20 protein-coding genes are annotated in these 21,682 nt (G+C 72.4%); 8 read left to right on the forward strand and 12 right to left on the reverse strand.

Translation table 11 applies throughout. From position 1 onward, the window contains the following. The first annotated feature begins 150 nt into the window (after window positions 1-150). Complete coding sequence (locus ABZ948_RS00705) at window positions 151-1,662, forward strand: MFS transporter (RefSeq protein ID WP_359755990.1); 1,512 nt, start codon at window positions 151-153, stop codon at window positions 1,660-1,662. Window positions 1,663-2,295: 633 nt separating this feature from the next. On the opposite strand, the gene ABZ948_RS00710 is transcribed toward ABZ948_RS00705, so the two are convergent. Both ABZ948_RS00710 and ABZ948_RS00715 read right to left on the reverse strand, forming a co-directional pair. Further along, window positions 2,296-3,060, reverse strand: coding sequence for a hypothetical protein (locus tag ABZ948_RS00710; protein ID WP_359755992.1), 765 nt, complete (start codon window positions 3,058-3,060; stop codon window positions 2,296-2,298). 6 nt (window positions 3,061-3,066) lie between these two features. After that, entirely contained in the window at window positions 3,067-3,501 is a 435-nt protein-coding gene (locus ABZ948_RS00715; protein WP_359755993.1) for a GNAT family N-acetyltransferase, read from the reverse strand. Between the two features lie 208 nt (window positions 3,502-3,709). On the opposite strand from ABZ948_RS00715, the gene ABZ948_RS00720 reads away from it, so the two are divergent. The 6 genes from ABZ948_RS00720 (at window position 3,710) to ABZ948_RS00745 (ending at window position 9,338) form a co-directional block, all read left to right on the forward strand. Next, entirely contained in the window at window positions 3,710-4,489 is a 780-nt protein-coding gene (locus tag ABZ948_RS00720) for an SCO2525 family SAM-dependent methyltransferase (protein WP_359755995.1), read from the forward strand. 109 nt (window positions 4,490-4,598) lie between these two features. Next, complete coding sequence (locus ABZ948_RS00725; RefSeq protein WP_359755996.1) at window positions 4,599-5,507, forward strand: SCO2523 family variant P-loop protein; 909 nt, start codon at window positions 4,599-4,601, stop codon at window positions 5,505-5,507. Further along, on the forward strand, window positions 5,504-6,469 hold the full coding sequence (locus ABZ948_RS00730; protein WP_359755998.1) for an SCO2522 family protein: 966 nt from the start codon (window positions 5,504-5,506) through the stop codon (window positions 6,467-6,469). The genes ABZ948_RS00725 and ABZ948_RS00730 overlap by 4 nt, the downstream gene beginning before the upstream one ends. Window positions 6,470-6,471: 2 nt before the next feature. Then, window positions 6,472-7,440, forward strand: coding sequence for an SCO2521 family protein (locus ABZ948_RS00735; protein WP_359755999.1), 969 nt, complete (start codon window positions 6,472-6,474; stop codon window positions 7,438-7,440). Between the two features lie 108 nt (window positions 7,441-7,548). Next, window positions 7,549-8,451: a hypothetical protein gene (locus tag ABZ948_RS00740; protein WP_359756000.1), complete on the forward strand. Its 903-nt coding sequence runs from the start codon at window positions 7,549-7,551 to the stop codon at window positions 8,449-8,451. 23 nt (window positions 8,452-8,474) lie between these two features. After that, the gene (locus ABZ948_RS00745) at window positions 8,475-9,338 is read left to right on the forward strand and encodes an LLM class flavin-dependent oxidoreductase (RefSeq protein ID WP_359756002.1); all 864 of its coding nucleotides are present in this window, start codon (window positions 8,475-8,477) and stop codon (window positions 9,336-9,338) included. A gap of 87 nt (window positions 9,339-9,425) precedes the next feature. Here ABZ948_RS00745 and ABZ948_RS00750 read toward each other — a convergent pair whose 3' ends face one another. The 6 genes from ABZ948_RS00750 to ABZ948_RS00775 all read right to left on the reverse strand — a co-directional run bounded on the left by ABZ948_RS00750 (window position 9,426) and on the right by ABZ948_RS00775 (window position 15,356). Beyond that, on the reverse strand, window positions 9,426-10,631 hold the full coding sequence (locus ABZ948_RS00750) for an acyl-CoA dehydrogenase family protein (RefSeq protein WP_359756004.1): 1,206 nt from the start codon (window positions 10,629-10,631) through the stop codon (window positions 9,426-9,428). Window position 10,632: 1 nt separating this feature from the next. Next, window positions 10,633-11,589 (reverse strand): 3-hydroxyacyl-CoA dehydrogenase NAD-binding domain-containing protein, encoded by a 957-nt coding sequence (locus tag ABZ948_RS00755; protein ID WP_359756006.1) that lies wholly within the window; start codon window positions 11,587-11,589, stop codon window positions 10,633-10,635. Then, window positions 11,586-12,332: an acetoacetate decarboxylase gene (locus ABZ948_RS00760; protein ID WP_359756007.1), complete on the reverse strand. Its 747-nt coding sequence runs from the start codon at window positions 12,330-12,332 to the stop codon at window positions 11,586-11,588. Before ABZ948_RS00760 ends, ABZ948_RS00755 begins: the two co-directional genes overlap by 4 nt. 7 nt (window positions 12,333-12,339) lie before the next feature. Continuing rightward, window positions 12,340-13,116 carry a crotonase/enoyl-CoA hydratase family protein gene (locus ABZ948_RS00765; protein ID WP_359756008.1) on the reverse strand — a complete coding sequence of 259 codons (777 nt, stop codon included), beginning with the start codon at window positions 13,114-13,116 and terminating at the stop codon, window positions 12,340-12,342. 19 nt (window positions 13,117-13,135) lie between these two features. After that, window positions 13,136-14,305 carry a CaiB/BaiF CoA transferase family protein gene (locus ABZ948_RS00770; RefSeq protein WP_359756009.1) on the reverse strand — a complete coding sequence of 390 codons (1,170 nt, stop codon included), beginning with the start codon at window positions 14,303-14,305 and terminating at the stop codon, window positions 13,136-13,138. 139 nt (window positions 14,306-14,444) lie between these two features. Continuing rightward, complete coding sequence (locus tag ABZ948_RS00775) at window positions 14,445-15,356, reverse strand: LysR family transcriptional regulator (RefSeq protein WP_359756010.1); 912 nt, start codon at window positions 15,354-15,356, stop codon at window positions 14,445-14,447. 138 nt (window positions 15,357-15,494) lie between these two features. On the opposite strand from ABZ948_RS00775, the gene ABZ948_RS00780 reads away from it, so the two are divergent. Then, window positions 15,495-16,511: a LacI family DNA-binding transcriptional regulator gene (locus ABZ948_RS00780; protein ID WP_359756012.1), complete on the forward strand. Its 1,017-nt coding sequence runs from the start codon at window positions 15,495-15,497 to the stop codon at window positions 16,509-16,511. A 51-nt stretch (window positions 16,512-16,562) separates the two neighbouring features. Here the strand turns inward: ABZ948_RS00780 and ABZ948_RS00785 are convergent, their stop codons facing one another. The 4 genes from ABZ948_RS00785 to ABZ948_RS00800 all read right to left on the reverse strand — a co-directional run bounded on the left by ABZ948_RS00785 (window position 16,563) and on the right by ABZ948_RS00800 (window position 21,621). After that, window positions 16,563-17,423: an aldo/keto reductase gene (locus ABZ948_RS00785; RefSeq protein WP_435857436.1), complete on the reverse strand. Its 861-nt coding sequence runs from the start codon at window positions 17,421-17,423 to the stop codon at window positions 16,563-16,565. Between the two features lie 65 nt (window positions 17,424-17,488). Next, window positions 17,489-18,487 (reverse strand): aldo/keto reductase family protein, encoded by a 999-nt coding sequence (locus ABZ948_RS00790; protein WP_359756014.1) that lies wholly within the window; start codon window positions 18,485-18,487, stop codon window positions 17,489-17,491. A gap of 48 nt (window positions 18,488-18,535) precedes the next feature. After that, window positions 18,536-19,831 (reverse strand): MFS transporter, encoded by a 1,296-nt coding sequence (locus tag ABZ948_RS00795; RefSeq protein ID WP_359756016.1) that lies wholly within the window; start codon window positions 19,829-19,831, stop codon window positions 18,536-18,538. A gap of 233 nt (window positions 19,832-20,064) precedes the next feature. Continuing rightward, window positions 20,065-21,621 carry a glycoside hydrolase family 43 protein gene (locus tag ABZ948_RS00800; protein ID WP_359756017.1) on the reverse strand — a complete coding sequence of 519 codons (1,557 nt, stop codon included), beginning with the start codon at window positions 21,619-21,621 and terminating at the stop codon, window positions 20,065-20,067. Window positions 21,622-21,682: the final 61 nt, after the last annotated feature.

The following is a 21,682-nucleotide window of genomic DNA, read 5'->3' on the forward strand; positions in this document are numbered from 1 at the left end:
GAACCCCTTCGCGCGGCGTCCGGTCGAGCACGCTGAGTAGTGCCCGGGTGCTCAGGGTGAGAGCCGGCCCACTCCGGCCCGGCCGGTGTGTGCCGGTGGCCGGGCCGGGGAACTTGGGTCGCCCGAGTGCGGCCGGTGAGAGGAGCCCAGGTGACGGCAGCAGCGCCGGGCGGGCGGGACCAGGGCGCGCGGGCGGGCGGCGACGAGCCGGACCCGCGCCGCTGGCGGGCCCTGTGGGTCACCCTGGTGGCCGGTTTCATGAGCCTGCTGGACGTGTCGATCGTGGCGGTGGCCCTGCCCACCGTCCAGCGCGAGCTGGACGCCTCCGCCGCACAGGTGCAGTGGGTGGTGTCCGGCTACGCCCTGGCCTTCGCCCTCGCCCTCGTCACCGCCGGGCGCCTCGGCGACGCGCTGGACCGGCGCCGCATCTTCCTGCTGGCCCTCAGCGGCTTCGTCCTGTTCAGCGCGGCCTGCGGAGCGGCTCCCACCATCACCCTGCTGGTGGCGGCACGCCTCGCCCAAGGGCTGGCGGCCGGCTTCATGGCGCCCCAGAACTCCGCGCTCATCCAGCAGATGTTCCGCGGCGCCGAACGCGGTCGGGCCTTCGGCTTCTTCGGCGCCACCGTCGGCATCTCCTCCGCCGTGGGGCCCCTCACCGGCGGCACCATCCTCGCGCTGGCCGACGGCGCCCAGGGCTGGCGTTGGATCTTCTACGTCAACGTCCCCATCGGCATCCTCGCCGTCCTCCTCGGTCGCCGGCTGCTGCCCCGCACCCCGCGCTCCGGCCGGGGACACGTGGACCTGCCCGGCGTGCTGCTCCTCGGCCTCGGCGTCCTCGCGCTCATGTACCCGCTGGTGCTGGCCGAGGCCGGCGGCCTGGGGCGCCTGTGGTGGCTGTTCCTCGTCGGCGCCGCGCTGCTCGCCGTCTTCACCCGGTGGCAGCGCCGCCTCGTCGCCCGGGGCACCCAGCCGCTGCTCGACCCCCGCCTGTTCACCACCGTGCGCGGCTACGCCGTCGGCGCCGGTGTCGGCACGCTGTACTTCATCGGCTTCAGCGGCGTCTGGCTGGTCTTCGCGTTCTTCTACCAGAGCGGCCTGGACTTCTCCCCGTTCCGCTCCGGCCTCGCCGTGACTCCCTTCGCCCTCGGCTCGGCGTGCGCGGCCGTGGTGTCCGGACGGCTGGTGGACCGGCTCGGCCGCCTGCTCACCGTGGGCGGACTCACGGCGGTGATCGTCGGCCTCGGCGGTGCCGCGCTGCTGCTCCGCTTCGCGCCCCTGGACATCGCGCCCTGGCTCGCCGCCCCGGCCCTGTTCCTCGGCGGCGTCGGCAGCGGCTGCGTGGTGTCACCCAACATCACCATGACGCTGCGGGACGTGCCCGTGCGCATGGCGGGTGCGGCGGGCGGGGCCCTGCAGACCGGTCAGCGGCTCGGCGCCGCCGTGGGCACCGCCGCCCTGCCCGGGCTCTTCTACCTGGTGCTGGACGGGAGCGACGACTACCGGAACGCCCTCGTCGCCGCGATGGGCGCCGGCCTCGTCGGCATGGCGGCGTCCCTGGCCCTCGCGATGTACGACTGGCGGCGCGACCGTCGGGCGGGGGAGCCGCACCCGACGTGCCCGGACGACGTCGCCCACAACCCCGTGCACGCCCGGCAGACGTGACTCCTTCAGCGGGGTTGCGGGCGGGGTGCCCGTGGGGGTGGGCAGTCCTGAGTCCTTCAGCGGGGCTGCGGGCGGGGTGTTCGTGGGGCGGTGGGGAGTCCTGAGTCCTTCAGCGAGGCTGGGGGTGGGGTGTTCGTGGAGCGGAGGGGAGACCTGAGTCCTTCAGCGGGGCTGCGGGCGGGGTGCCCGCGGGGCGGTGGGGAGACCTGAGTCCTTCAGCCGGCCTCGGGCGGGGTGGCCGTGGGGCGGTGGGCAGTCCTGATTCCTTCAGCGAGGCTGCGGGCGGGGTGCCCGCGGGGCGGTGGGGAGACCTGAGTCCTTCAGCCAGCCTCGGGCTGGGTGGCCGTGGGGCGGTGGGTAGTCCTGAGTCCTTCAGCGAGGCTGGGGGCGGGGTGGCCGTGGGGCGGTGGGCAGTCCTGATTCCTTCAGCGAGGCTGGGGGCTGGGTGGCCGTGGGGCGGTGGGGAGACCTGAGTCCTTCAGCCGGCCTCGGGCGGGGTGTCCGTCGGAGGGGAGACCTAACTCCTTCAGCCGGGCTGCGGGCAGGGTGCCCGTGGGGGCGGAGGGGAGACCTGACTCTTTCAGTCGGCCTGGGGCCGGGGTGGCCGTGGGGTGGGCGGCAGGCCCGACTCGCTCAGCCGGCCTGCGGCTGGGGTGCCCGCGGGGCGGACGGCGTGTCGTCGTCCGCGAGCTCGCCGCGGAGGGCGGCGAGGGTGAAGGCCGTCATGGACGCCAGGCCGAGCAGGGCGAGCGGCCCCCAGATCGCCGGTATCGCCCAGAGCGGCCAGTCGTTGGCCGACTGCGCCCAGAGCGTCAGGATCGCCGTGATGCCGAGGGCGATGCCGTGCCACCGCACCACGGTCGCCGCAGCGGCACGACGCCGGTTGCCCCGGGCGAGGAGGGCCCACGCCCCTCCCACCAGGGCCGGCAGTCCGAACGAGACGCCGGCGAGCGCGCCGCCCAGCCGGTCCTCGGGCCAGCCCACGGGGCCGGAGGAGGTCGGCTGCCGCCGCCCCTCGGCGTCCCGGACCTCGACGACCTGCCCGTGCCAGACCAGCCCGACGACCTTCTCGCCGGGCTCCATCTCGGACAGGACGGGCTCGGTGTTCCGGAACGTCACGTGCCAGGGCCGGCCGGACGGCGGCACCAGCTCCGCCTCCGGCGGCTCGCGCCGCTCGTTGCGGTGCATGTCGGCGGTCCGCACGGTGAAGCCCTGCTCCCACACGCACGCCGACGCGCGCACCGGAACCGAGGTACAGGCCGGCGCGGAGCGGAACTCCCGCTCCCGCTCCAGTGCGCCACGGACCTGGACGGCCGACACCACCCCGATGACGAGAACCACGACACCGGACAGCAGCCAGGCGACGGACCGCAGCGTTCCGCGCGTCGACGACCCCACCGTGCCTCACCCTCCCGGCCGACCCCTGCGGACGGAGCCCGCCTCACCACACGAGGGCCCGGCGGCCCTCCGACCGGGAGAGTGTGCCACGGCCGGCGTGTCCGTCGAGCCGGGGACCTGACCGCTCTCCTGCTGCTCCAGGCCCAGCCGGAGCAGCAGCCGGTCCTCACCCGGCCCGTAGTGGTCCCTGCGTACGTCTCCCTCGGGGACGAATCCCAGCGACGTGTGCAGCCCCAGGGCCGCCTCGTCGTCGGGGCGGACCGCCAGGCGGGCCTCCACGGCGCCGTCGCTCCCCAGACGGTGCAGGGCCGCGAGCATCAGCCGCCGCCCGAGTCCGCGGCCGCGCCGGTCACTCTGCGGGAAGGCCTCCCCGTCGAGGCGGACGAGCTCGGAAAGGTCCTCGGCCCGCACCGTTCGTATCCGCGCGTCAGGGTGCGGCATGAGGCAGTGGCGCGGCTCGGCGGACGGCGCAGAACGACCTCTCGGCGGAACCGGCATCCGCCCAGCATCGCGTGGCGCGACCTGAGCGTTCAAGAGGCCGGCCGGCGCTTTGCCCTCGGCTGCTGCGATGCGCCCCGCTTGCCACCGCCGCCGTCGTGGATGGCGTGAAGAGGGGCGTCCGGGCCCGACCCCGTTGATACCTTGGGGCATGGAATCGAGATCACCAGGAGAACTCCCGCGACGGAACGCGGACGCGCCCTGGGACCATTTCGACACCCGGGCCTACATCGAGCACAACTACCGGAGTGTTTCCGATGTGGACGCGGAGATCATATCGATAGTCCGTGACCATTTCGCCGATCATTTCTCCCGGAATCCTGAGCGCCCGGCCCGCGGTATCGACGTCGGAGCCGGCGCGAACCTGTATCCGGCCCTCGCGATGCTGCCCTGGTGCGAGCGGATCACCCTGCTCGACCGCTCCCGGAACAACTACCGCTATCTCAGGGAACAGCGGGACGGCTACGACCCGGTCTGGGACCAGTTCTGGGACATCCTGAGCCGGCACCGGGCCTATGCCGCGCTCACCCACGAACGGAGGGAGAAATTCCGCCAGGTGGTGCGCGTCGAGCAGAACGATCTCTTCAGTCTGACCGACCGGCAGGGGCGCTGGTCCCTCGGAACCATGTTCTTCGTTGCCGAATCCCTCTCCACCTCCTACGAGGAGTTCCAGCACGGAGTGGAGTGCTTCCTGCGCGCACTCGCCCCCGGCGCGCCGTTCGCCGCCGCGTTCATGGAACATTCGAGGGGCTATGAGGTGGGCGGACAGTGGTTTCCCGCCTGTGACGTGAGCGAATCACAGGTCTACGACTGCATGGCGGGATGGTCGGGAAAGCTGGAGACCCGACATGTCGGCCGGCCGAACGAAGTGCGCGCGGGCTACACCGGAATGATCGTTGCTTGCGGATTCCGCGATCTGGGTATCTCCTGAGTCCCCCTTCCCGGGGGAAGGGGCCGAGGGGGGCCGGTGCATGCGGATCACGTCACGTCAGCACCTGCCGGACATCCGGCAGACGGTCGCCCGCCGGGAGGTGTGACCCGTGCTCGTCATCGCCGCCTCCGACAAGGGAGGCACCGGCCGCTCCGTCACCAGCGCCAACCTCGCCTACCAGCGGGCGCTCGCCGGTGACGACGTGTGCTACGTGGACTTCGACTTCGGCTCGTCGTCCTCCGCCACCGTCTTCGACGTGCCGGAAGCCGCTCACGGTGTGGCGCAAGGCGGCCTGCACTCCTACCTGGAGGGCGACAGCGGCGAGCCGCTCCGGCTCGACGTCTGGCAGCGGACCGAGCATCCGGTGCTGCTCGACAGGCCCCCCGGCTCCGGCCGGCTCGTCCTGTTACCGGGGGACGTGAGCGGCGGCGAGTTCGCCACCGACGAGGAGAACCTCAACCGGTGCGTCGACCTCCTGCTCCTGCTGAACAGCGAGTTCGACATCGTCATCGTCGACCTGAGCGCGGGACGCAGCTACGCGATGGACATGGTGCTGGAGGCCACCGCCCGGCACCCCCTGCGCAATGTCGAGACCCGCTGGCTGGTCTTCCACCGCTGGACCCGCCAGCACGTGAACGCCGTGCACGGCCTGGTCTTCGACCGGCACGGCATCCTGCACGCCGGGGCGGACCGGGGCCACGACCGGGACAGACTCGACGCGTCCGTCCGCTTCGTCCGCACCGCCGTCCCCGACCTGGGGTCGGCGCTGTGGTCCCAGGTGTCACCCGCCCAGGCCGCCTGGATGCACTGGTGCGACAACCAACTGGCCAGGCTCGCCGCGCGCCTGGGGGTCGGGGAGAGCAGGGTCCTCGGCACCGTCCCCCTGGAACCGGTCCTCCAGTGGCGCGAGCAGCTGATCACCGGGGAGGACGTAAGGATCGCCGGCAAGGAGACCCTCGAGGCACTGGAGGAACTCGCCCGGAGGCTGACCGACGACACGTACTGGGAGCTGCCGTGACGGACGCCGTATTCCAGGAGACCACCGCGGAGCCCCGGACCCAGTCCGTACCGCTGTCCCATCTGTCGCTGGAGCTCGGGCACCTCTACATGGAGGACTTCGAGGGCGGCCCCGGGCGGCTGCGCCGGCACTTCGAGCGGGTCCGGCCCTGGGTGGACGCGGTCCACGCGGACGCCGCCGCCCAGGCGGGCGGCAGACGCCCGCGGATCAGCACCTGCTTCCTCGTCGACGACTACTTCACCCGCTTCTCCACGCCCGCCGACGTCGTACCGGCTCTCGTCGAGGAGGCCGGGCGGGCCGGGCTCGTCATCGACTACCTGGCCCGGGAGTCCGGGTGCGCCGTCGCGGACAAGGTCCCGCTCGCCGAGTCCGTGGTCGCCCGCCTGGTCGCCTCACCGCCGCCCGGCAGCCACGGCCTGCGCCCGCCGGTGAGCGAGACGGGCTGGCTCGCCAACGGACAGCGCAGCCCCGCGCCCCGCACACCACAGGCCATGAGGAGAGCCGGCCCCTGGCGCCCGCCCCAGGAGACCTCGGCCCGCCGGCACTCCGTCTTCATGGACGTCGAGCTGTGGAGCGACGACGAGGACGGACGGCGGCAGTGGTCCTGCCCCCTCCTCGCGGCGGTCTGGCAACTGGCCCGCCTCGGCCTGCTGCGCAACGAGGGCGAACCCGTCCTCACCCCCCGCCCGGGCGACACCGGGCGGCTGCCGGACGACTGGGACGAACTCCCGCCGCTGCTCCAGCTCAACGCCTCCGCCACCCCCTTCAGCGCCTACCGCACCTGCTCCGTGCTGCCGCACCGCTTCCTGCCGGTCGAGCACGCCGTACGGGTCGTCCTCGACCAGACCGAGGTGGACGCCGGGGCGCTCCGGCAGATCGCCGAGCGGTCCGCCCGCGAAGGCACCCCCGTGCCGGAGGCCGTCGCGGACCGCGTCACCTACGTCTTCCACGCGGGGCCGTGACCATGGGCGCCCCGGACGAGACGACGGACACGGTGCTGGCCTGCGGCGAAGTGCGCACCTGCCTGCTGCCCTGCCTCCAGCCCCTGGACATCCGGGCCGCGGCGCACCTGCTGCGACTGCGCCCCGACGAACGGGTCCGCACGTCCGAACGCCCCAACCTGCACGCCCTCTCGCCCGACCTCCTCACCGGCGTGGACTGCCGGCTGCCCACCTCCAACGGCGCGAAGACCCGCGCGGTCGGAACGGTCGCCGCCCGCGCGGCACTCACCGAGGGCCGGGTCCTGCAGACCACCGCCTCCTTCCGGGCCCCGGCCGCCGGACCGGACCAGAGGCAGCCGTGGGGGCACTACCTCGTGCGGCCCGGGATCGTGGAGCCGCTCGGGCGACTGCCCGCCGAGGCCGTCGCCCGAGGGATCCTGGCCGGCGCCCGGCACGGCGAACTGGACCCCGGCCTGGTCGCCGACGGCCTGCTCACCCGGATCCTCAGACACCCCCTGCTCGACCAGAAGGTCCCCTTCACCTCACGCCACACCCGGCTGCGCTGGGCGGCGCTGCGGGCACCCGAGGGCGAAGCGCCCTCGCTGGTGCGCTTCGTGCTCGCCGACGAGGACCTGCGGACCGTGGAGTTGCGCGTCCCCGACACCGTCCGGCCGTCCGCCGTCATCGGCCTCTGCGAGGACCTGGCGCTCCACGACTGGCTCCTGACCACGCTCGTCCGGATGCTCGACGGCAGCCGGCCCGGATCGCCGGAGGGACCGCCCGCCGTGCTCGCCCTGCGCCCGGCCGTCGACCACCTGCTGCACCTGTGGATGCCCGGGGCACGGGTGGACCCGGCCCTCGCCTCCCTGTGGGAGGTGCTCGAACAGCACCCCGGATTCAGCCTGCAGTGGCGGACGCTGGTCCAGCGCATCCGGGACCAGCTCGCCGTGCAGGCGATCCCACTGCTGCGCGAGGCACTGGCCTCGCGTTGAGCGGATCAGCCGAGCAAAGATCCCGACGGGGAGAGGCAGGACATGGCCGGAGCGCCCGGAGCACCGACGCCCAGTACCACGGGGGGCCCGCGGGTCCCCCCGCTCCTGTTGAAGACACTGGTCACCGTCGTGGTGGCCACCATCGCCTATGTGATCACCAACCTGATCGACCAGGACCAGGACGAGCTGTGGAAGCTCGCCGTCTCCATCGTCATCGGCGGCGCGGCCCTGATCGTCCAGTACCTCATCGACTTCGAACGGCGCCTGGGGCTGGTGCAGTCCGGCCAGGAGGACCAGCGGCGCGAGGTCCGGGAGACCCTGACGACCCATCACCAGGACATGAGCCACCTGGTGGAGCTGAACTTCTCGCGCATCAGCGACGCGACCGAACTCTTCGGCGAGGTGGAGCGGTCACGGCTGCGCTCCGACGGCGTGGCGCGGCTGGCCCGCTTCGCCACCCGGGTGGGCGCGGTCGGCCCGGACATCCTGCGGGACTTCGCGCTGGAGGAGATCAGCCGCCTCGCGTCGCTGCTGGAGAGCCTCACCACGATGACCCACGAGTGCCCGGGGGAGAACCACGACTGGCTCATGGACCTCACCAAGTGCGCCCAGCAGAGCATCTACGCCACCAGCAGCTACGTGGACCAGGCCTTCTGGCGCAGCGACCCGGCCGACCGCTATCTGCAGGCCCAGGAGGACGCCATCAAGGAACGAGGGGTGGCGATCAGGCGCCTGTTCATCGTGGAGAGGACGGACGACATGGACGAACTCAACGGGATCTGCGAACGCCAGCGGGAGCTGGGCATCGACGCACGCGTCGTCGCCCTCTCGGACCTGCCGCCCAACGCCCGCGGGGAGATACGCGACGTCGTCCTCTTCGACGAGGCGCTCTGCTACGAAGTCCACACGGACATCCGGCAGGAGAACCCCTGGACCTCGCTGAACGCGCGCACGTCCCACATCCGCGACCAGCAGAAGCGGTTCAACAAGCTGTGGGGGTACACCGAGTAGCGCCGATCGCCCATGCTGCCGGTATGCGTTTCTCCGTCAACATCCCGAACTTCGGTGACTTCGCCGACCCGCGCAACGTCGCGACCGTGGCGGCCGCCGCCGAACAGGCCGGCTGGGACGGGCTCTTCGTCTGGGACCACGTCCTGCACCGGCAGCACCAGGGGCGTCCCTTCGCGGACCCCTGGATGCTGCTGACCGCCGCCGCCCTGGCGACCTCACGGATCCGGCTGGGCACCCTGCTGACGCCGGTTCCCCGCTACCGTCCGCAGCAACTGGCCCGACAGGTGGCCACCCTGGACTGGCTCAGCGGCGGCCGGGTGGTCTTCGCCGCCGGCCTCGGCGGTCCCGTCGAGGACGAGTACCGCAGCTTCGGCGACACCGCCGAGCCCCGCGTCCTGGCCGAGCGGCTGGACGAGGGGCTCGATCTGCTGAGGCGCTTCTGGTCCGGCGAACCGGTGGACCACCACGGCCGGCACTACGAGGTCCGGGACGTGGCGCTGCTGCCCGCGACCGTGCAGCGGCCCGGCCCGCCGGTGTGGATCGGCGGGTTCTGGCCGCGGCGCCCGCCCATGCGGCGGGCGGCGCGCTGGGACGGCGCGGTACCCCTGTTCGAGACGGCCCGGCACGGGCATGCGCCGGACGCGGCCGAGGTACGGGAACTGGTCGCCTATGTGCGCGAGCACCGCACGGCCGGGGACGGGCACCCCTTCGAGTTCGTGCTCGGCGGTGCCACGCCCACGGACGCGGCCGGGGCCAGGGACGTGATCGGCCCGCTGCACGACGCGGGCGCCACCTGGTGGGACGAGCGGCAGGTACAGACCGGTCCCGACCTGGACCGGCTGCCGCCGGTGCTGCGCCGCGTCGAGGCGGGTCCGCCGGTCCTCTGATCGCCGCTCGGCCTCCGCCACCCGCCCGCGGATACGACGCAACCCCAGGCTCCGGGCCTGGGGTTGTTCCGGGCGCCGACGAGTGGATCACACGAAGGCGCTCTGGCCGGTGATCGACTTCCCGACGATCAGGGTGTTCATCTCGCGGGTGCCCTCGAAGGAGTAGATGGCCTCGGCGTCGGCGAAGAACCGGGCGATGTCGTGGTCCAGGAGGATGCCGTTGCCGCCGAAGATCTCCCGGCTCCACGCCACGACCTCACGCATCCGGGAGGTGACGAACGCCTTGGCCAGGGCGGAGTGCTCGTCGCGGAAGATGCCGGCGTCCTGGAGGCGGGCCAGCTGCACCAGCATGCCCCACGACGCGGTGATGTTGCCCAGACTCTTCACGAGCAGGTCCTGCACCAGCTGGAAGCCCCCGATCGGACGGCCGAACTGGCGGCGCTCCCGGGCGTAGTCCAGGGCCAGTTCGTAGGCGCCGGCCATCACGCCCAGCGCCTGCCAGGCCACGCCGCTGCGCGTGGCGCGCAGGATCTCGGCGACGTCCCGGAAGGAGTTGACGTTCTGCAGCCGGTCGGACTCCGGCACCCGGACGTCCGTCAGGGTGATCTCGGCGTTCTCGACGATCCGGAACGCGACCTTCTGCTCGATCTTCACGGGGTCGAAGCCGGGCGTGCCCTTCTCGACGACGAAGCCCTTGACGTGGTTGTCATCGACGTCCCGGGCCCAGACCACGACGAGGTCGGCGAAGGTGGCGTTGCCGATCCACTTCTTGGCGCCGTTCAGCACCCATGTGTCGCCCTCGCGCCGCGCGGTGGTGCGCATGCCGCCGGCGACGTCGGAGCCGCCGAGGGGCTCGGTCATCGCGAACGCGCCGATCCTGTCCATCGCGGCCATCGCCGGGAGCCAGCGGTCGCGCTGCTCCTGGTCGCCGCCGGAGTGGATGGAGTACATCGCCAGGCCGTTGTGGACGCCGAAGAAGGTCGACACGGAGGCGTCGGTGCGGGTCATCTCCAGGGCGAGCAGGCCGCTCAGCAGGTTGCTGACGGCCGGGCGGTGCTCGCCGTAGCCCTCGTAGGGGAGTCCGGCCAGGCCGGTGTCGCGGAACAGGGTGACGAGCTGCTTCGGGAACTCGCCCTTGGCCCAGTGCTCGTTGACCAGCGGCTTGACCTGGTCGCGCATGAGGGCACGGGCCTTGAGGAGGATCTTGCGCTCCTCGTCCGGGAGCAGCGACTCGTAGTGGTAGAAGTCCGCGGTGAGTTCGTCGGTGAGCGGGGTGACGGTCGGGGTGGTCATCTCAGTTCTCCTCCTTCGGGGTGGTCGTGCCGGCGGCGCCGGACAGGGCGTTGAGAACCGCCAGTTGCCTGCGGTCGCGCGTCTCGGCGAGCTCCGCGTACGAGGCGGAGCCGTAAGCCTCCTCCACGGCTGCGATGAGCCGTTCCTGTGCGGCGGCGTCCCGCGCCGGGCCGTCCGTCAGGCTCTGCATCGAGGCGCCGATGTGCTCGACGAGGTGCCGGTAGCCGCCGGGTCCGCCGCCCAGGTGGGCGCCGAGGAACGGCCCGACCGTCGCCCAGCGCAGCCCCAGTGAGTTCGTCATGACCTTGTCGAGGTCCTCGGGGGTCACCACGCCCTGCTCGACGAGGTGGGCCGCCTCGCGGCTGAGCGCGTTCTGCAGGCGGTTGCCGACGAAGCCGGGGATCTCCTGGCGCTCGACGACGGGGGTGCGGCCGACCGAGGTGTAGAAGCCGACGGCGGCCCGCACGGCGTCCTCGCCGGTGCGCTCGCCGGGGACGACCTCCACCAGCGGGACCAGGTGCGGCGGGTTGAAGGGGTGGCCGATGAGGACGCGGGCGGCGTCCTCGTCCGCCAGCTCCCCGGCGAACGCGGTCGACGGGATCGCCGACGAGGAGCTGAGCAGCAGCGCGTGCCCGGGCGCCTCGCGGGCGAGGGTGGCGAACAGGTCCCGCTTGAACTCGACCCGCTCGGGGCCGTTCTCCTGGACGACGTCCGCGCCCCGGACCGCCTCGGCGACACCGGGCGCGAGGTGCACCCGGTCGGCGAGGCCGGTCACGTCCAGGCCGCGGGCGGCCAGGTGCGGGGCGTACCGGTCCAGGGCGTCCGCGACGGCCTCGGCGAGGTCCTCGCGCGGGTCGCTCACCCGGACGGCCAGCCCGTGCGCGGCGAACAGCGCCGTCCAGGACAGTCCGATGGTCCCGGCGCCGATCACGGCCGCCGTACGGAAGGTGCGGTTCATCGGGCGGCTCCCTTCAGGTAGTCGTGGACCGGCTCGACGCCCGCCAGCGTCAGGTCGGTGAGGATGTGGCTCGCGGAGACGACCTCCAGCACCGGCAGGTCGGCCAGCGGGGCCAGCACGTGCTGGTACAGCTGGAGGCGCGCGGGCCCGGTCCAGGCCCCCTTGACCGTGACGTCGGTGATGCGGGTGCGGACGAGTTCCTGCACACGGGGCAGTCCGTCGTAGCCGGGGACCGTCTTGAGCATGAACGTCGGCACGGTGATCTGCGCCTCGGCCTCGCGCCGGTCCAGCTCGTGGTGCTTGTAGCCCATGGTCGCGGTGGCGACCCGCAGGGTGCCGTGGTCGAGGGTGCCGACGAGCGCGCCCGAGTCGACGTACAGCGACGGCGAGCCGATGACCTTCGGGTAGGCGGAGACCTCGCGGCCGGAGGCGGTGGCCGGGAAGCTGTCGAGGTGCATCGCGTGCAGGTACTCGCCCCGTTCACCGTCGAAGCGGACGGGGATCGCCTGGCCGGCCTCGGTGTAGGGGCCGTAGCCGCTGACGTCGCCCATCTTCATGACCTCGAACCGGACCAGCGGCTCGTCGATCCGCAGCGGTTCGGGGACGACGGCCTGCAGCGCGTCGGGGTCGGTGCGGTAGACGACGTTGAGGTACTCGCGGTCGGTGAACCGCGGGACGGTCGGCGCGTACGCCGGGCTGCCGAGCGGGGTGGTGAGGTGCTGTCGTACGTCCTCTGCCTTCATGCCGGCCTCACCGTCCCGCCCACCGCGCCGGGCGGCGCTCGGCGAAGGCGGTCATGCCCTCGCGGACGTCGGCCGAGGCCATCAGGCCGCGCATCTCCTCGCGTTGGAAGGCGAAGGCGGCGGCCTCGGGGGCACCGTCGGCGGCGCGGGCGACCCGCTTGACGGCCGCCAGCGCGAGCGGGGCGTTCTCCGCGAGCCGTTCGGCCAGGCGGAGTGCCTCCTCGGCGGCCCGGCCGGTGGCGGTGACCCGGTTGGCCAGGCCCAGTTCGCCGGCGCGGCGGCCGTCGACGGGCTCGCCGGTCAGCAGGAGCTCCATGGCCAGGTGGTGCGGGATCCGCTTGGGCAGCCGGATCACGCCACCGCCCGCGGCGATCAGCCCGCGCTTGACCTCGGGCAGACCGAACCGGGCGTCCTCGGCCGTGACGATCAGGTCGCAGGCCAGGGCCAGTTCGAAGCCGCCGCCCATGGCGTGGCCCTCCACCGCGGCGATCAGCGGCTTGGCCGGGTCGGCCTCGGTCAGGCCGCCGAAGCCGTGGCCCTCGATCTCGGGTGACTCGCCGCGCAGCGCCGCCTTGAGGTCCATGCCGGCGCTGAACGTGCCGCCCTCACCGGTCAGGACGCCGGCCCGCACGGTGGGGTCGGCCTCCAGTGCGTCGAGTGCGCCGGCCAGGGCGGTGGCGACCGCGGCGTTCACGGCGTTGCGGGCCTCGGGACGGTCCAGGGTGATCAGCAGGGTGGAGCCGATCCGTTCGGTGCGTACCACCGGGGTTTCCGGGGTGCTCATGGTGATCCTCCTGTGGTGGTCAGCGGGCGGCGGCGTCGAGTTCGGCGAGGACGTCCTCGGTGTCCTGGCCGGCGACCGGGGCCAGGCGGCGGATCGAGCCGGGGGTGGCGGAGAAGCGCAGCGGGATCCCGATGGTGCGGACGGTGCCCTCGGTCGGGTGCTCGACGGTGTCGAGCAGGTGTCCGTCGCGGACGTAGGGGTCCTCGTGGGCACGGTCGAGTTCCAGCACCGGGGCCATCGGGATGCTGTGCTTGGCGCATACCTCCGCCCACTCCTCGGTGGTCAGCGCGGGGGCGCAGGCCTCCAGGAGCGCGGCCAGGTCCTCGTGGTCGGCGCTGTCGATGGCCTCGCCGTTCACCCGCGGGTCCTCGGCGAGGTCCGGGCGGCCGGCGGCCGTGAAGAAGTCCCGGTAGTTGCGCGGGTTGTAGGGGATGACGCAGGCCAGGCCGTCCTTGGTGCGCACCGCCTTGTGGCCCTTGAGCATCGACAGCGGGAACCCGGTGGGACCCGTCTCGGGCACGTGCGTGTGCCCCGCGAGGTGCTCGACCAGGTTGAACGCGATCAGCGTGTCCGTCATCGGGATCTCGACGAGCTGGCCCTGGCCGGTCCTCTCCCGGTGCAGCAGGGCGGCGAGCACGCTGTAGGCGATGGTCAGCGAGGAGACCTTGTCGCCGATGATGGTCGGCAGGTAGACGGGCTCGCCCAGTGCCCGGTCGGCGATGTCCACCAGCCCGGACGCGGCCTGCACGGTCTCGTCGTAGGCGGCGTTGCCGGCCCGGTCCGAGTCGCCGCGGAAGCCCTGGGCGTGCGCGTAGACGAGCCCGGGGTTGCGCTCGGCGATGTCGTCGTAGGACAGGCCCAGGCGGTGCAGGGCGCCGGGCCGCATGTTGGTGATCAGCACGTCCGCGGTGTCGATCAGCCGCAGCGCCCGCTCGCGGTCGGTGTCGTCCTTGAGGTTGAGGGCGACGCTGCGCTTGTTGCGGTTGACGTTGAGGTTCAGCGGGGTCATGCCCGGCGTGGTGCGGTAGTGGCCCACCCGGACGGTGTCGGCGGGCGACTCGATCTTGATCACGTCGGCGCCCAGATCGCCGAGGATCTGTGCCGCGTAGGGACCCATCACGACGGTCGAGAGGTCGATCACCCGCACGCCGTCCAGGGGACCGGCGATGGTGTTCGTCTTATCCGTCATTGTTTCTCTCACTCCCGCTTCGGCAGATCTGTGTATCTGCCAACTAAGCTAACAAGGGGAGGCTGGAGACGGAATGACCATATGGCGAAAAGCGGTATGACCGCAGAGGTCATACCGCTTTATCGTGTACTGTCCGGGGTCAGAGTCGCAGTGGCTCGGCGAAGACCTCGCGAGCGGCCGCGGCGACTTCTTCCAGGTCACCGCCGTCGACACGGTCCTTGCGCCACAGCAGCCCGGTTTCGAGGCGGGGCTGGAAATCGGAGAACGGAAGGACGGTCACATTCTCCAGTCGGTAATTCTGCATGGGGCTTCTCGGGTCCAGCATCGAAACGGAGAATGCCAGGCCACTGGCGACTATTTCGGAAACTCCGTCGAAAGTGACGCTGCTCAGTCTGATGCGTTTTTTGATACCGCGATCGGACAGCTGCTGGTCGAGGCCGCGGAAATACGCGGTGGTCGCGGCGGCGGGAGAGCCCGCGTAGGCGAGATCGGTCAGCTCGGCGAGGGCGACCGACTCGCGGTCGGCGAACCGGTCCCCGGGGACGACCGCGCCGAGCCGCTCCGACATCACCGGCAGCTGCTCCAGCGCCGGGTCACCGCCGACCGGGAGCCGGGCCAGGGTCAGCGCCAGTCTGCCGTCGCACACCGCCTCCACCAGACGCTCGCTGGCACCCGGCCAGCGCTTGATCTCGAACCGGTCGCGCACCCGCTCGGCGAGGGCGTCGACCCGCTCGCGCAGATCCGGGTGGATGCCGCCGGGGATGCCGAGCAGCACCGTGGTCCGCCGCGGCCGGGCCGTCTCGTCCAGCCGCCACTGGATGGAGTCGACCTGGTCCAGGACACCGCGCGCGATCGGCAGCAGCGCACCGCCGGCCGGGGTGAGCCGCACGTGGTGGGTGTCGCGGTCGAACAGCCGGTGTCCGAGTTCGTTCTCGAGGTCCTTGATCCGCCGGCTCAGCGGGGACGCCGCCATGTGCAGTTTGCGGGCCGCGGTGGAGAAGTTCAGTTCCTGGGCGACGGCGACGAAATAACGCAGGTGTAGGAGCTCCACGGCGCCCACCCTAAGGGGTGCCGCGGAAGGGCCCGGGCGCGCCTTGCGGGCGGTGCCCGGGCCCTGGTCCGAGGCCTGTGACAGTATCGGCGCAGGGGCGGGGCCGCGTGCCGGGGTCGAGGCAGAGGAACGAGTGGGATGAACCGGCCACCAGGAATGATGGACGTGGCACGGGAGGCCGGCGTCTCGCACATCACCGTCTCCCGGGTCATCAACGGCCACCCGTCGGTACGGCCGGAGACCCGGGCCCGCGTCGAGGCGGCGATCAGCAAGCTGGGCTATCGCCGCAACAGCGTGGCCAGGGCCCTCAAGAGCCGCCGCTCCTCGACGATCGGCGTGGTGATCGTCGGGTCGGACCTGTTCGAGCTGCCCCGCATCCTGCTGGGCGTGGAGACGGCCGCCAAGCAGGCCGGTTACTGGGTCAACCTGGCGAGCCGGCAGGGCGAGAGCACCACCGACGACCTCGTGGAGACCCTGCGGCGGCTCACCGACCAGTCGGTGGAGGCCATCGCGGTCGTCACCGACCGGCCCGTCGCCGTGGAGGCGCTCTCCGGCCTCGCCTTCGGAGTGCCGGTGGCGGTGGTGATGTCGGGCAGCGCGCCCCACCCCGACCTGAGCTTCGTCCAGGTCGACCAGGAACTCGGCGCCCGGCTGGCGGTGCGTCACCTGCTCGACCTGGGGCACCGGAACATCGCCCATCTGACGGGCGCCCTGCGGACCTTCGACGCCCGGGCCCGTGTCGAGGGATGGCGCGCCGAACTCGCCGCCGGGGGAGCACAAGGAGCCGTGCTGGAGGGCGACTTCGGCGCGGAGAGCGGATACCGCCTCGCCCAGCGGCTGTGCGCGGACGACGCCGGCCTGCCCACCGCGGTCTTCGCGGGGAACGACCAGATGGCGATGGGCGTGCTGGCGGCGTTCGCCGAGCGCGGCGTGAGGGTGCCGCAGGACGTGTCCGTCGTCGGGTTCGACGACATGAAGGGCGCCGGATACCTCGTGCCGGCCCTGACCACGGTCCGGCAGGACTTCGTCCACCTCGGCAGCAGCGCCATCGAGTTGCTGGTGCGGATGCTGGGCGGGGAGCAGGCGCAACGGCACAAGCTCGCGCCGGAACTCGTCGTACGGCGCAGCACCGCCGTGCCCCGGGCCGATTACTGAGACCCGCGCAGCGGGACCTGCCCGGGCCCGGGAGTGCCGCGCGGTGCGGCATCAGGTGTCGAACCGCACTCCGCCGAGCCACGTGACGTTGTCGGGGTCGTGGTGGTCGAAGACGGGGCTGCGGCCTGTGTCCAGCTCGGCGATGCGTGCCATCTCGTCGTCCGTGAGCCGGAAGTCGAAGAGGTCGAGGTTCTCCGCCATGCGTGCGGGCCGCACCGACTTCGGGATGACGACGATCTCGCGCTGGACCAGCCAGCGGAGGGCGATCTGGGCGACGGACCTGTCGTGGGCCCGGGCGATGTCGACGAGCACGGGGTTGTCGAAGAAGTCCTGGCCGCCTTGGGCGAGCGGTCCCCAGGACTCGTGCTGGACGCCGTGGCGGCGCATCAGGTCCTGGTCGGCGGTGCGCTGGAAGAGGACGTGCGTCTCGATCTGGTTGGCCGCGGGGACGACCTCGTTGTGGGTGATCAGGTCGGCGAGCCGGTCGGGGTAGAAGTTGCTGACCCCGATCGCCCGGGCGCGGCCGTCCCGGTTGAGGTCCTCCAGGGCCCGCCAGGCGCCGTAGTAGTCCCCGTAGGGCTGGTGGAGCAGGTACAGGTCGAGGTGGTCGAGGCCGAGGCGGTCGAGCGAGCGGTCGAAGGCGCGCTCGGCACTGTCCCGGCCGTAGTCCTGGATCCACAGCTTGGTGGTGATGAACAGTTCGTCGCGGGGGATGCCGGCGGCGGCGATGGCCCGGCCGACGGCTCGCTCGTTCTCGTAGGCCGCGGCGGTGTCGATGAGGCGGTAGCCGGCTTCGAGCGCGTCCTCGACGGCCTGCTGGGTCTGCTCTTCGGGGATCTGGTAGACGCCGAAGCCGAGGAGCGGCATCCGGACGCCGTTGTTGAGGGTGACGTGGGGAATCTTCACGGTCATGGTCGGGGCCTTTCTCTTTCCGGGGGCCGGGTCTCTTTCCGGGGGCCGGGCAAGGGGTGTGGTGGTCAGCGGTGCAGGATGCCGGGCTGGGCGCCGGGTGCGGGGGTGGGGCCGGTGACGGGGACGTCGCCGAGCGCCTGGTCGACGGCCGCGAGCAGATCGTCGGAGAGCCGCACGCCGGAGGCGGCGGCGTTGGCGTGGACCTGTTCGGGGCGGGAGGCGCCGGTGATCGCGGAGGCCACCTCGGTGCGGCGCAGGACCCAGGCCAGCGCCAGGGTGGGCATGCTCATCCCGGCCTGTTCGGCGAGGGGGACGAGGCGCTGGACCGCCTCCAGGGTGGCCTCGCTGTAGACGAGGTCCTTGGAGACCGCCATATCCGCGGAGGCGAACCGGCTGCCTTCGGGGACGGGCTGTCCGGGCTGGTACTTGCCGGTCAGGACGCCCTGGGCGAGCGGGGACCAGACGACCTGGGAGATCCCGTTCGCGGCGCACAGGCCGAAGACCTCGGCCTCGGGGGCCTGCCAGAGCAGGGAGTACTGCGGCTGGGAGGAGACGAACAGGTCGGGGCCGGCGATGTCGACGCCGGCCTGGATCTGTTCCGGGGTCCACTCGCTGAAGCCGATGTAGCGGGCCTTGCCCTGCTCGACGACCTTCTGGAACGCCTCGACGGTGTCCTCGATCGGCACGGTGGGGTCGAAGCGGTGCGCCTGGTAGAGATCGACGTAGTCGGTCCTCAGGCGGGTGAGGGAAGCGTCGATCTGCTTCGCGATCTGTGCGGGAGACAGTCCCTGGTCGGCCGGGTCGTCCGACATCGGGAAGTGGACCTTGGTGGCCAGGACGTAGGAGTCGCGCGGGTGCGCCGAGAGGATCTCGCCCCAGGCGGTCTCGGCGGCTCCCCGGCCGTAGACGTTGGCCGTGTCGAAGAAGTTGATCCCGGCGTCGAAGGCCGCCTCGGTACAGGCCCGGGTCCGGTCGGCCTCGATGCCGCCGGAGTAGGTCAGCCAGGAGCCGAGGGAGATCTCGGAAACCCTCAGGTCCGAGCTGCCGAGTGCGCGGTATCGCATGAGTGCTCCTCTGGAGTGCGGGTGTGCGGTTCGGCCGTACCGGCCGTGTCAGCGGCGCGCTGCTTCCGCCCTGCGGTGCGAAGCGGCCAGCAGCCCCAGCGGCAGCAGGGCTGCCAGGGCGAAGGCGAAGCCCGCCAGCGACGGGCCCTTGAGGCCCAGGCTCGAGGTCAGGGCGATGCCGCCGAGCCAGGAGCCGGCGGCGATGCCGACCTGGAACGCGGAGGTGGCCAGGGCCATGGGCAGCGACCGGCCTGCTCCTGCGATGCGGACGACCTCGCCCACCACGACGGGGTTGTTGGCGAAGCCGGCCGCGCCGAGCAGCACGACCAGGACCACGGCCACGACGCTGTCGGTCGCCCACACGGTGACGGCGGCCAGCAGCGCGGCGGTCAGAGCGGTGGCCGGGATGAGCGTGCCGTAGGGCCGCCGGTCACCGAGGCGCCCGCCGACCGTGGTCCCGGCCAGGGCGCCGACGCCGAAGCCGAGCATCGCCAGCGGCACCACCGCGGGCGCGAGGTGAGCGCGGTCGGTCAGCAGCGGGGCGACGTAGCTGTACGCGGCCATGATGCCGGCCTGGATGAGCGCGATGGCCAGGTAGACCAGCCACAGGCGCGGATACCTGAGCGCGGCCGTCTCGGCGCGCAGGGAACTGTCGGCACGCGAGGTGGCGGCGGGCAGTTGGCGGGCCACCACGGCGGCGGCCGCCACGGCGAGAGCGGCGAGCACCCAGAAGGGGGCCTGCCAGCCACCCACCTGTCCGGCCGCCGTACCCAGCGGGACGCCCACGATGTTGGCCAGGGTGATGCCGCCGACCATCACCCCCATGGCGCGGGTGCCGGCGGCCGGTCCCGCGGCGGCGGTCGCCACCACCGCGCCCACGGCCCAGAACGTGCCGTTGCCCAGCGCGGCGGCGAACCGGCCGACGAGCGCGAGCCCCAGGCCGGGGCTGAGCGCGCCGACGACGTGCCCTGCGGCGAAGACCAGGAGCGCGGCGATCAGCACCGAGCGGCGCGGCAGGCGCTGGGTCGCCATGGACATCACCGGCGCGCCGATCATCATGCCGACGGCGAAGGCGGTGATCAGCGTTCCGGCGCCGGAGACGCTGACACCGAGCGTGCCGGAGATCTCCGGCAGCAGGCCGGAGACGACGAACTCGCTGGTGCCCATGATGAAGGCGACGGCACCCAGCAGCCACACCACCGGCGGCAGCTTCACCTTCCCGGCAGGCACTGCCGTGCCGTCGTCACCTGCGAGCGGTGCGGCGGACGAGGTGTCCGGCTGCGTGGACGAGGTGTCCGGCTTGGTGGACCGGGTGTCCGGCTTGGTGGACGAGGGGGGACTCACTGACGATCCTTCCGGGAGAGCCGGCGCGGGCCCCGGTCATCCGAAGGCGTTCCGCCGAAGCGGCCTGCGCGCCGAGGTGGTGCGGACGGGGCCCTTCAGGCCCGCCGCATTCCACGGAACCAGCTGCCGGCCCTGGCAGGCAGTCACGCCTGTGAGGGGTAACAGCAGGGACCCCCTCGTGCCGGGAACGCGACCGGCACACGGCGCGTCACGTCATGGCCCTTCGCCGATGGTCATGACCGGTCACGGCCGGCGTACTCGAACCACTCCACGTACGCCTCGGCCGCGTCGCCCCCGGCGTCGCCGGTGCCGTACAGGCCGATGTGGACGCCGACGAACCCGCCGGCCCGTTCCGTGCTGAAGAAGGGCCGTTCGATGCTTCCCAGGGTCGTCCGGGTGCCGTCGTCCTCGACGTGGAAGGTGTAGCCGGACGCGTCGCTGTCGACGGCGAGGACGACCTCGGTGCCCGCCACGGCGACCGCCGCGAGGCGGGTCGCGGCGCCCGCCTCACGGGCCGTGAGGACGACCCGAGGTGTGCCGGAGGCGTCGACGGTGAGGCCCAGCGTGGCGTGCTGGTCCTGGTTCTGGAAGACGGCCAGACCCGCTTCCTGGGCCGGCGCCGCGGCGGCGAAGCGGATCCGGGTGGCGGTGCGCGCGTGCAGGTGCTGCTGGCGGCGTGCGATGAACGCCGGAGTGCCGGTCGAGGTGAGGGGCTCGGGGGAGAGACGGATGGTCAGGCCGCCTTCGGGGGTGGGCGATACGAGGTCGTCCACCGGTCCGCGCAGGCTGTTCCACTCCGGGCCGAGCGGGCCGCCGAACCCGTACCGGACCGGCCCCTCGGGCGCCGGCTGCACGGACGCCGCCGTGGCTCCCGCGGGCAGCCGTTCCGACAGTCCCACCCGGCCGGTGTCCGGTGCGAAGACGGGACCCCGGGCAGTCCACGCGACGGGGACGAGGAACACCTCGCGGCCCAGCGTGTGCGTGCCGTCGACCGGCCGCACGCCCAGGGCGACGGCCCAGGTCTCACCGGCGGGGGTGTCGACGAGGTCGACGTGTCCGACGTTGTGCACCGGCTCCGCCGCACCGCGGTGGCGGTGGGTGAGCAACGGGCTTCTCGGGTCGGTCGTGTAGGGGCCCGTGACGGCGTCGGAACGGGCCGCGGTCACGGCGTGATGGTGTTCCGTGCCGCCCTCCGCGGCGATCAGGTGGTACACGCCGTCCCGCTTGTACAGGTGCGGCGCCTCGACCCAGGCGCCGCGCATCGCGCCGTGCCACAGGACATGCGTCGGGCCGGTCAACGCCAGGGCGTCGAGGTCGAGTTCACGCATCCACAGCTCCCCGGGACCGCCCGCGTCCGGCTGGACGGCATCACGGCAGGCGGTGAACCAGCAGCGGCCGTCGTCGAAGAAGAGTGACGGGTCGATGCCCTCGGCGTCCAGCACGATCGGGTCCGACCAGGGGCCGGCGGGGTCGGAGGCGGTGCACAGGAACGTCACGCTGCCCCGACGGTCCCGCGCGAGGGTCGCGACCACGTAGAAGGTGCCCCGATGGTGCCGGATGGTGGCGGCCCACAGGCCGTCGGAGACGTCCAGCCCGGCCAGCGGAACCCGGGGCGACCGGTGCACCACATGCCCGAGCGGTCTCCAGTTCACCAGATCGCGGCTGTGGAAGACCGGAATCCCGGGATAGTACGCGAACGACGACGTGACCAGGTAGAAGTCCTCCCCGGCCCGGCAGACCGACGGGTCCGGATGACTGCCGGCGAGAACGGGATTGGCGAAGGTCGGCACAGGGACGCACTCCGAGACGGTGTGGGGGCGGGAGCGGGTTCGGCGGGACGAGGCCTTGACA

Source organism: Streptomyces olindensis (genome assembly GCF_040645895.1).
GTDB lineage: Bacteria > Actinomycetota > Actinomycetes > Streptomycetales > Streptomycetaceae > Streptomyces > Streptomyces olindensis.

Coding starts and splice junctions, on each gene's coding strand:
- ABZ948_RS00755 (WP_359756006.1), bottom strand. CDS start 11,589: ATGAACCGCACCTTCCGTACGGCGGCCGTGATCGGCGCCGGGACCATC.
- ABZ948_RS00745 (WP_359756002.1), top strand. CDS start 8,475: ATGCGTTTCTCCGTCAACATCCCGAACTTCGGTGACTTCGCCGACCCG.
- ABZ948_RS00735 (WP_359755999.1), top strand. CDS start 6,472: ATGGGCGCCCCGGACGAGACGACGGACACGGTGCTGGCCTGCGGCGAA.
- ABZ948_RS00780 (WP_359756012.1), top strand. CDS start 15,495: ATGAACCGGCCACCAGGAATGATGGACGTGGCACGGGAGGCCGGCGTC.
- ABZ948_RS00790 (WP_359756014.1), bottom strand. CDS start 18,487: ATGCGATACCGCGCACTCGGCAGCTCGGACCTGAGGGTTTCCGAGATC.
- ABZ948_RS00765 (WP_359756008.1), bottom strand. CDS start 13,116: ATGAGCACCCCGGAAACCCCGGTGGTACGCACCGAACGGATCGGCTCC.
- ABZ948_RS00785 (WP_435857436.1), bottom strand. CDS start 17,423: ATGACCGTGAAGATTCCCCACGTCACCCTCAACAACGGCGTCCGGATG.
- ABZ948_RS00760 (WP_359756007.1), bottom strand. CDS start 12,332: ATGAAGGCAGAGGACGTACGACAGCACCTCACCACCCCGCTCGGCAGC.
- ABZ948_RS00750 (WP_359756004.1), bottom strand. CDS start 10,631: ATGACCACCCCGACCGTCACCCCGCTCACCGACGAACTCACCGCGGAC.
- ABZ948_RS00715 (WP_359755993.1), bottom strand. CDS start 3,501: ATGCCGCACCCTGACGCGCGGATACGAACGGTGCGGGCCGAGGACCTT.
- ABZ948_RS00770 (WP_359756009.1), bottom strand. CDS start 14,305: ATGACGGATAAGACGAACACCATCGCCGGTCCCCTGGACGGCGTGCGG.
- ABZ948_RS00720 (WP_359755995.1), top strand. CDS start 3,710: ATGGAATCGAGATCACCAGGAGAACTCCCGCGACGGAACGCGGACGCG.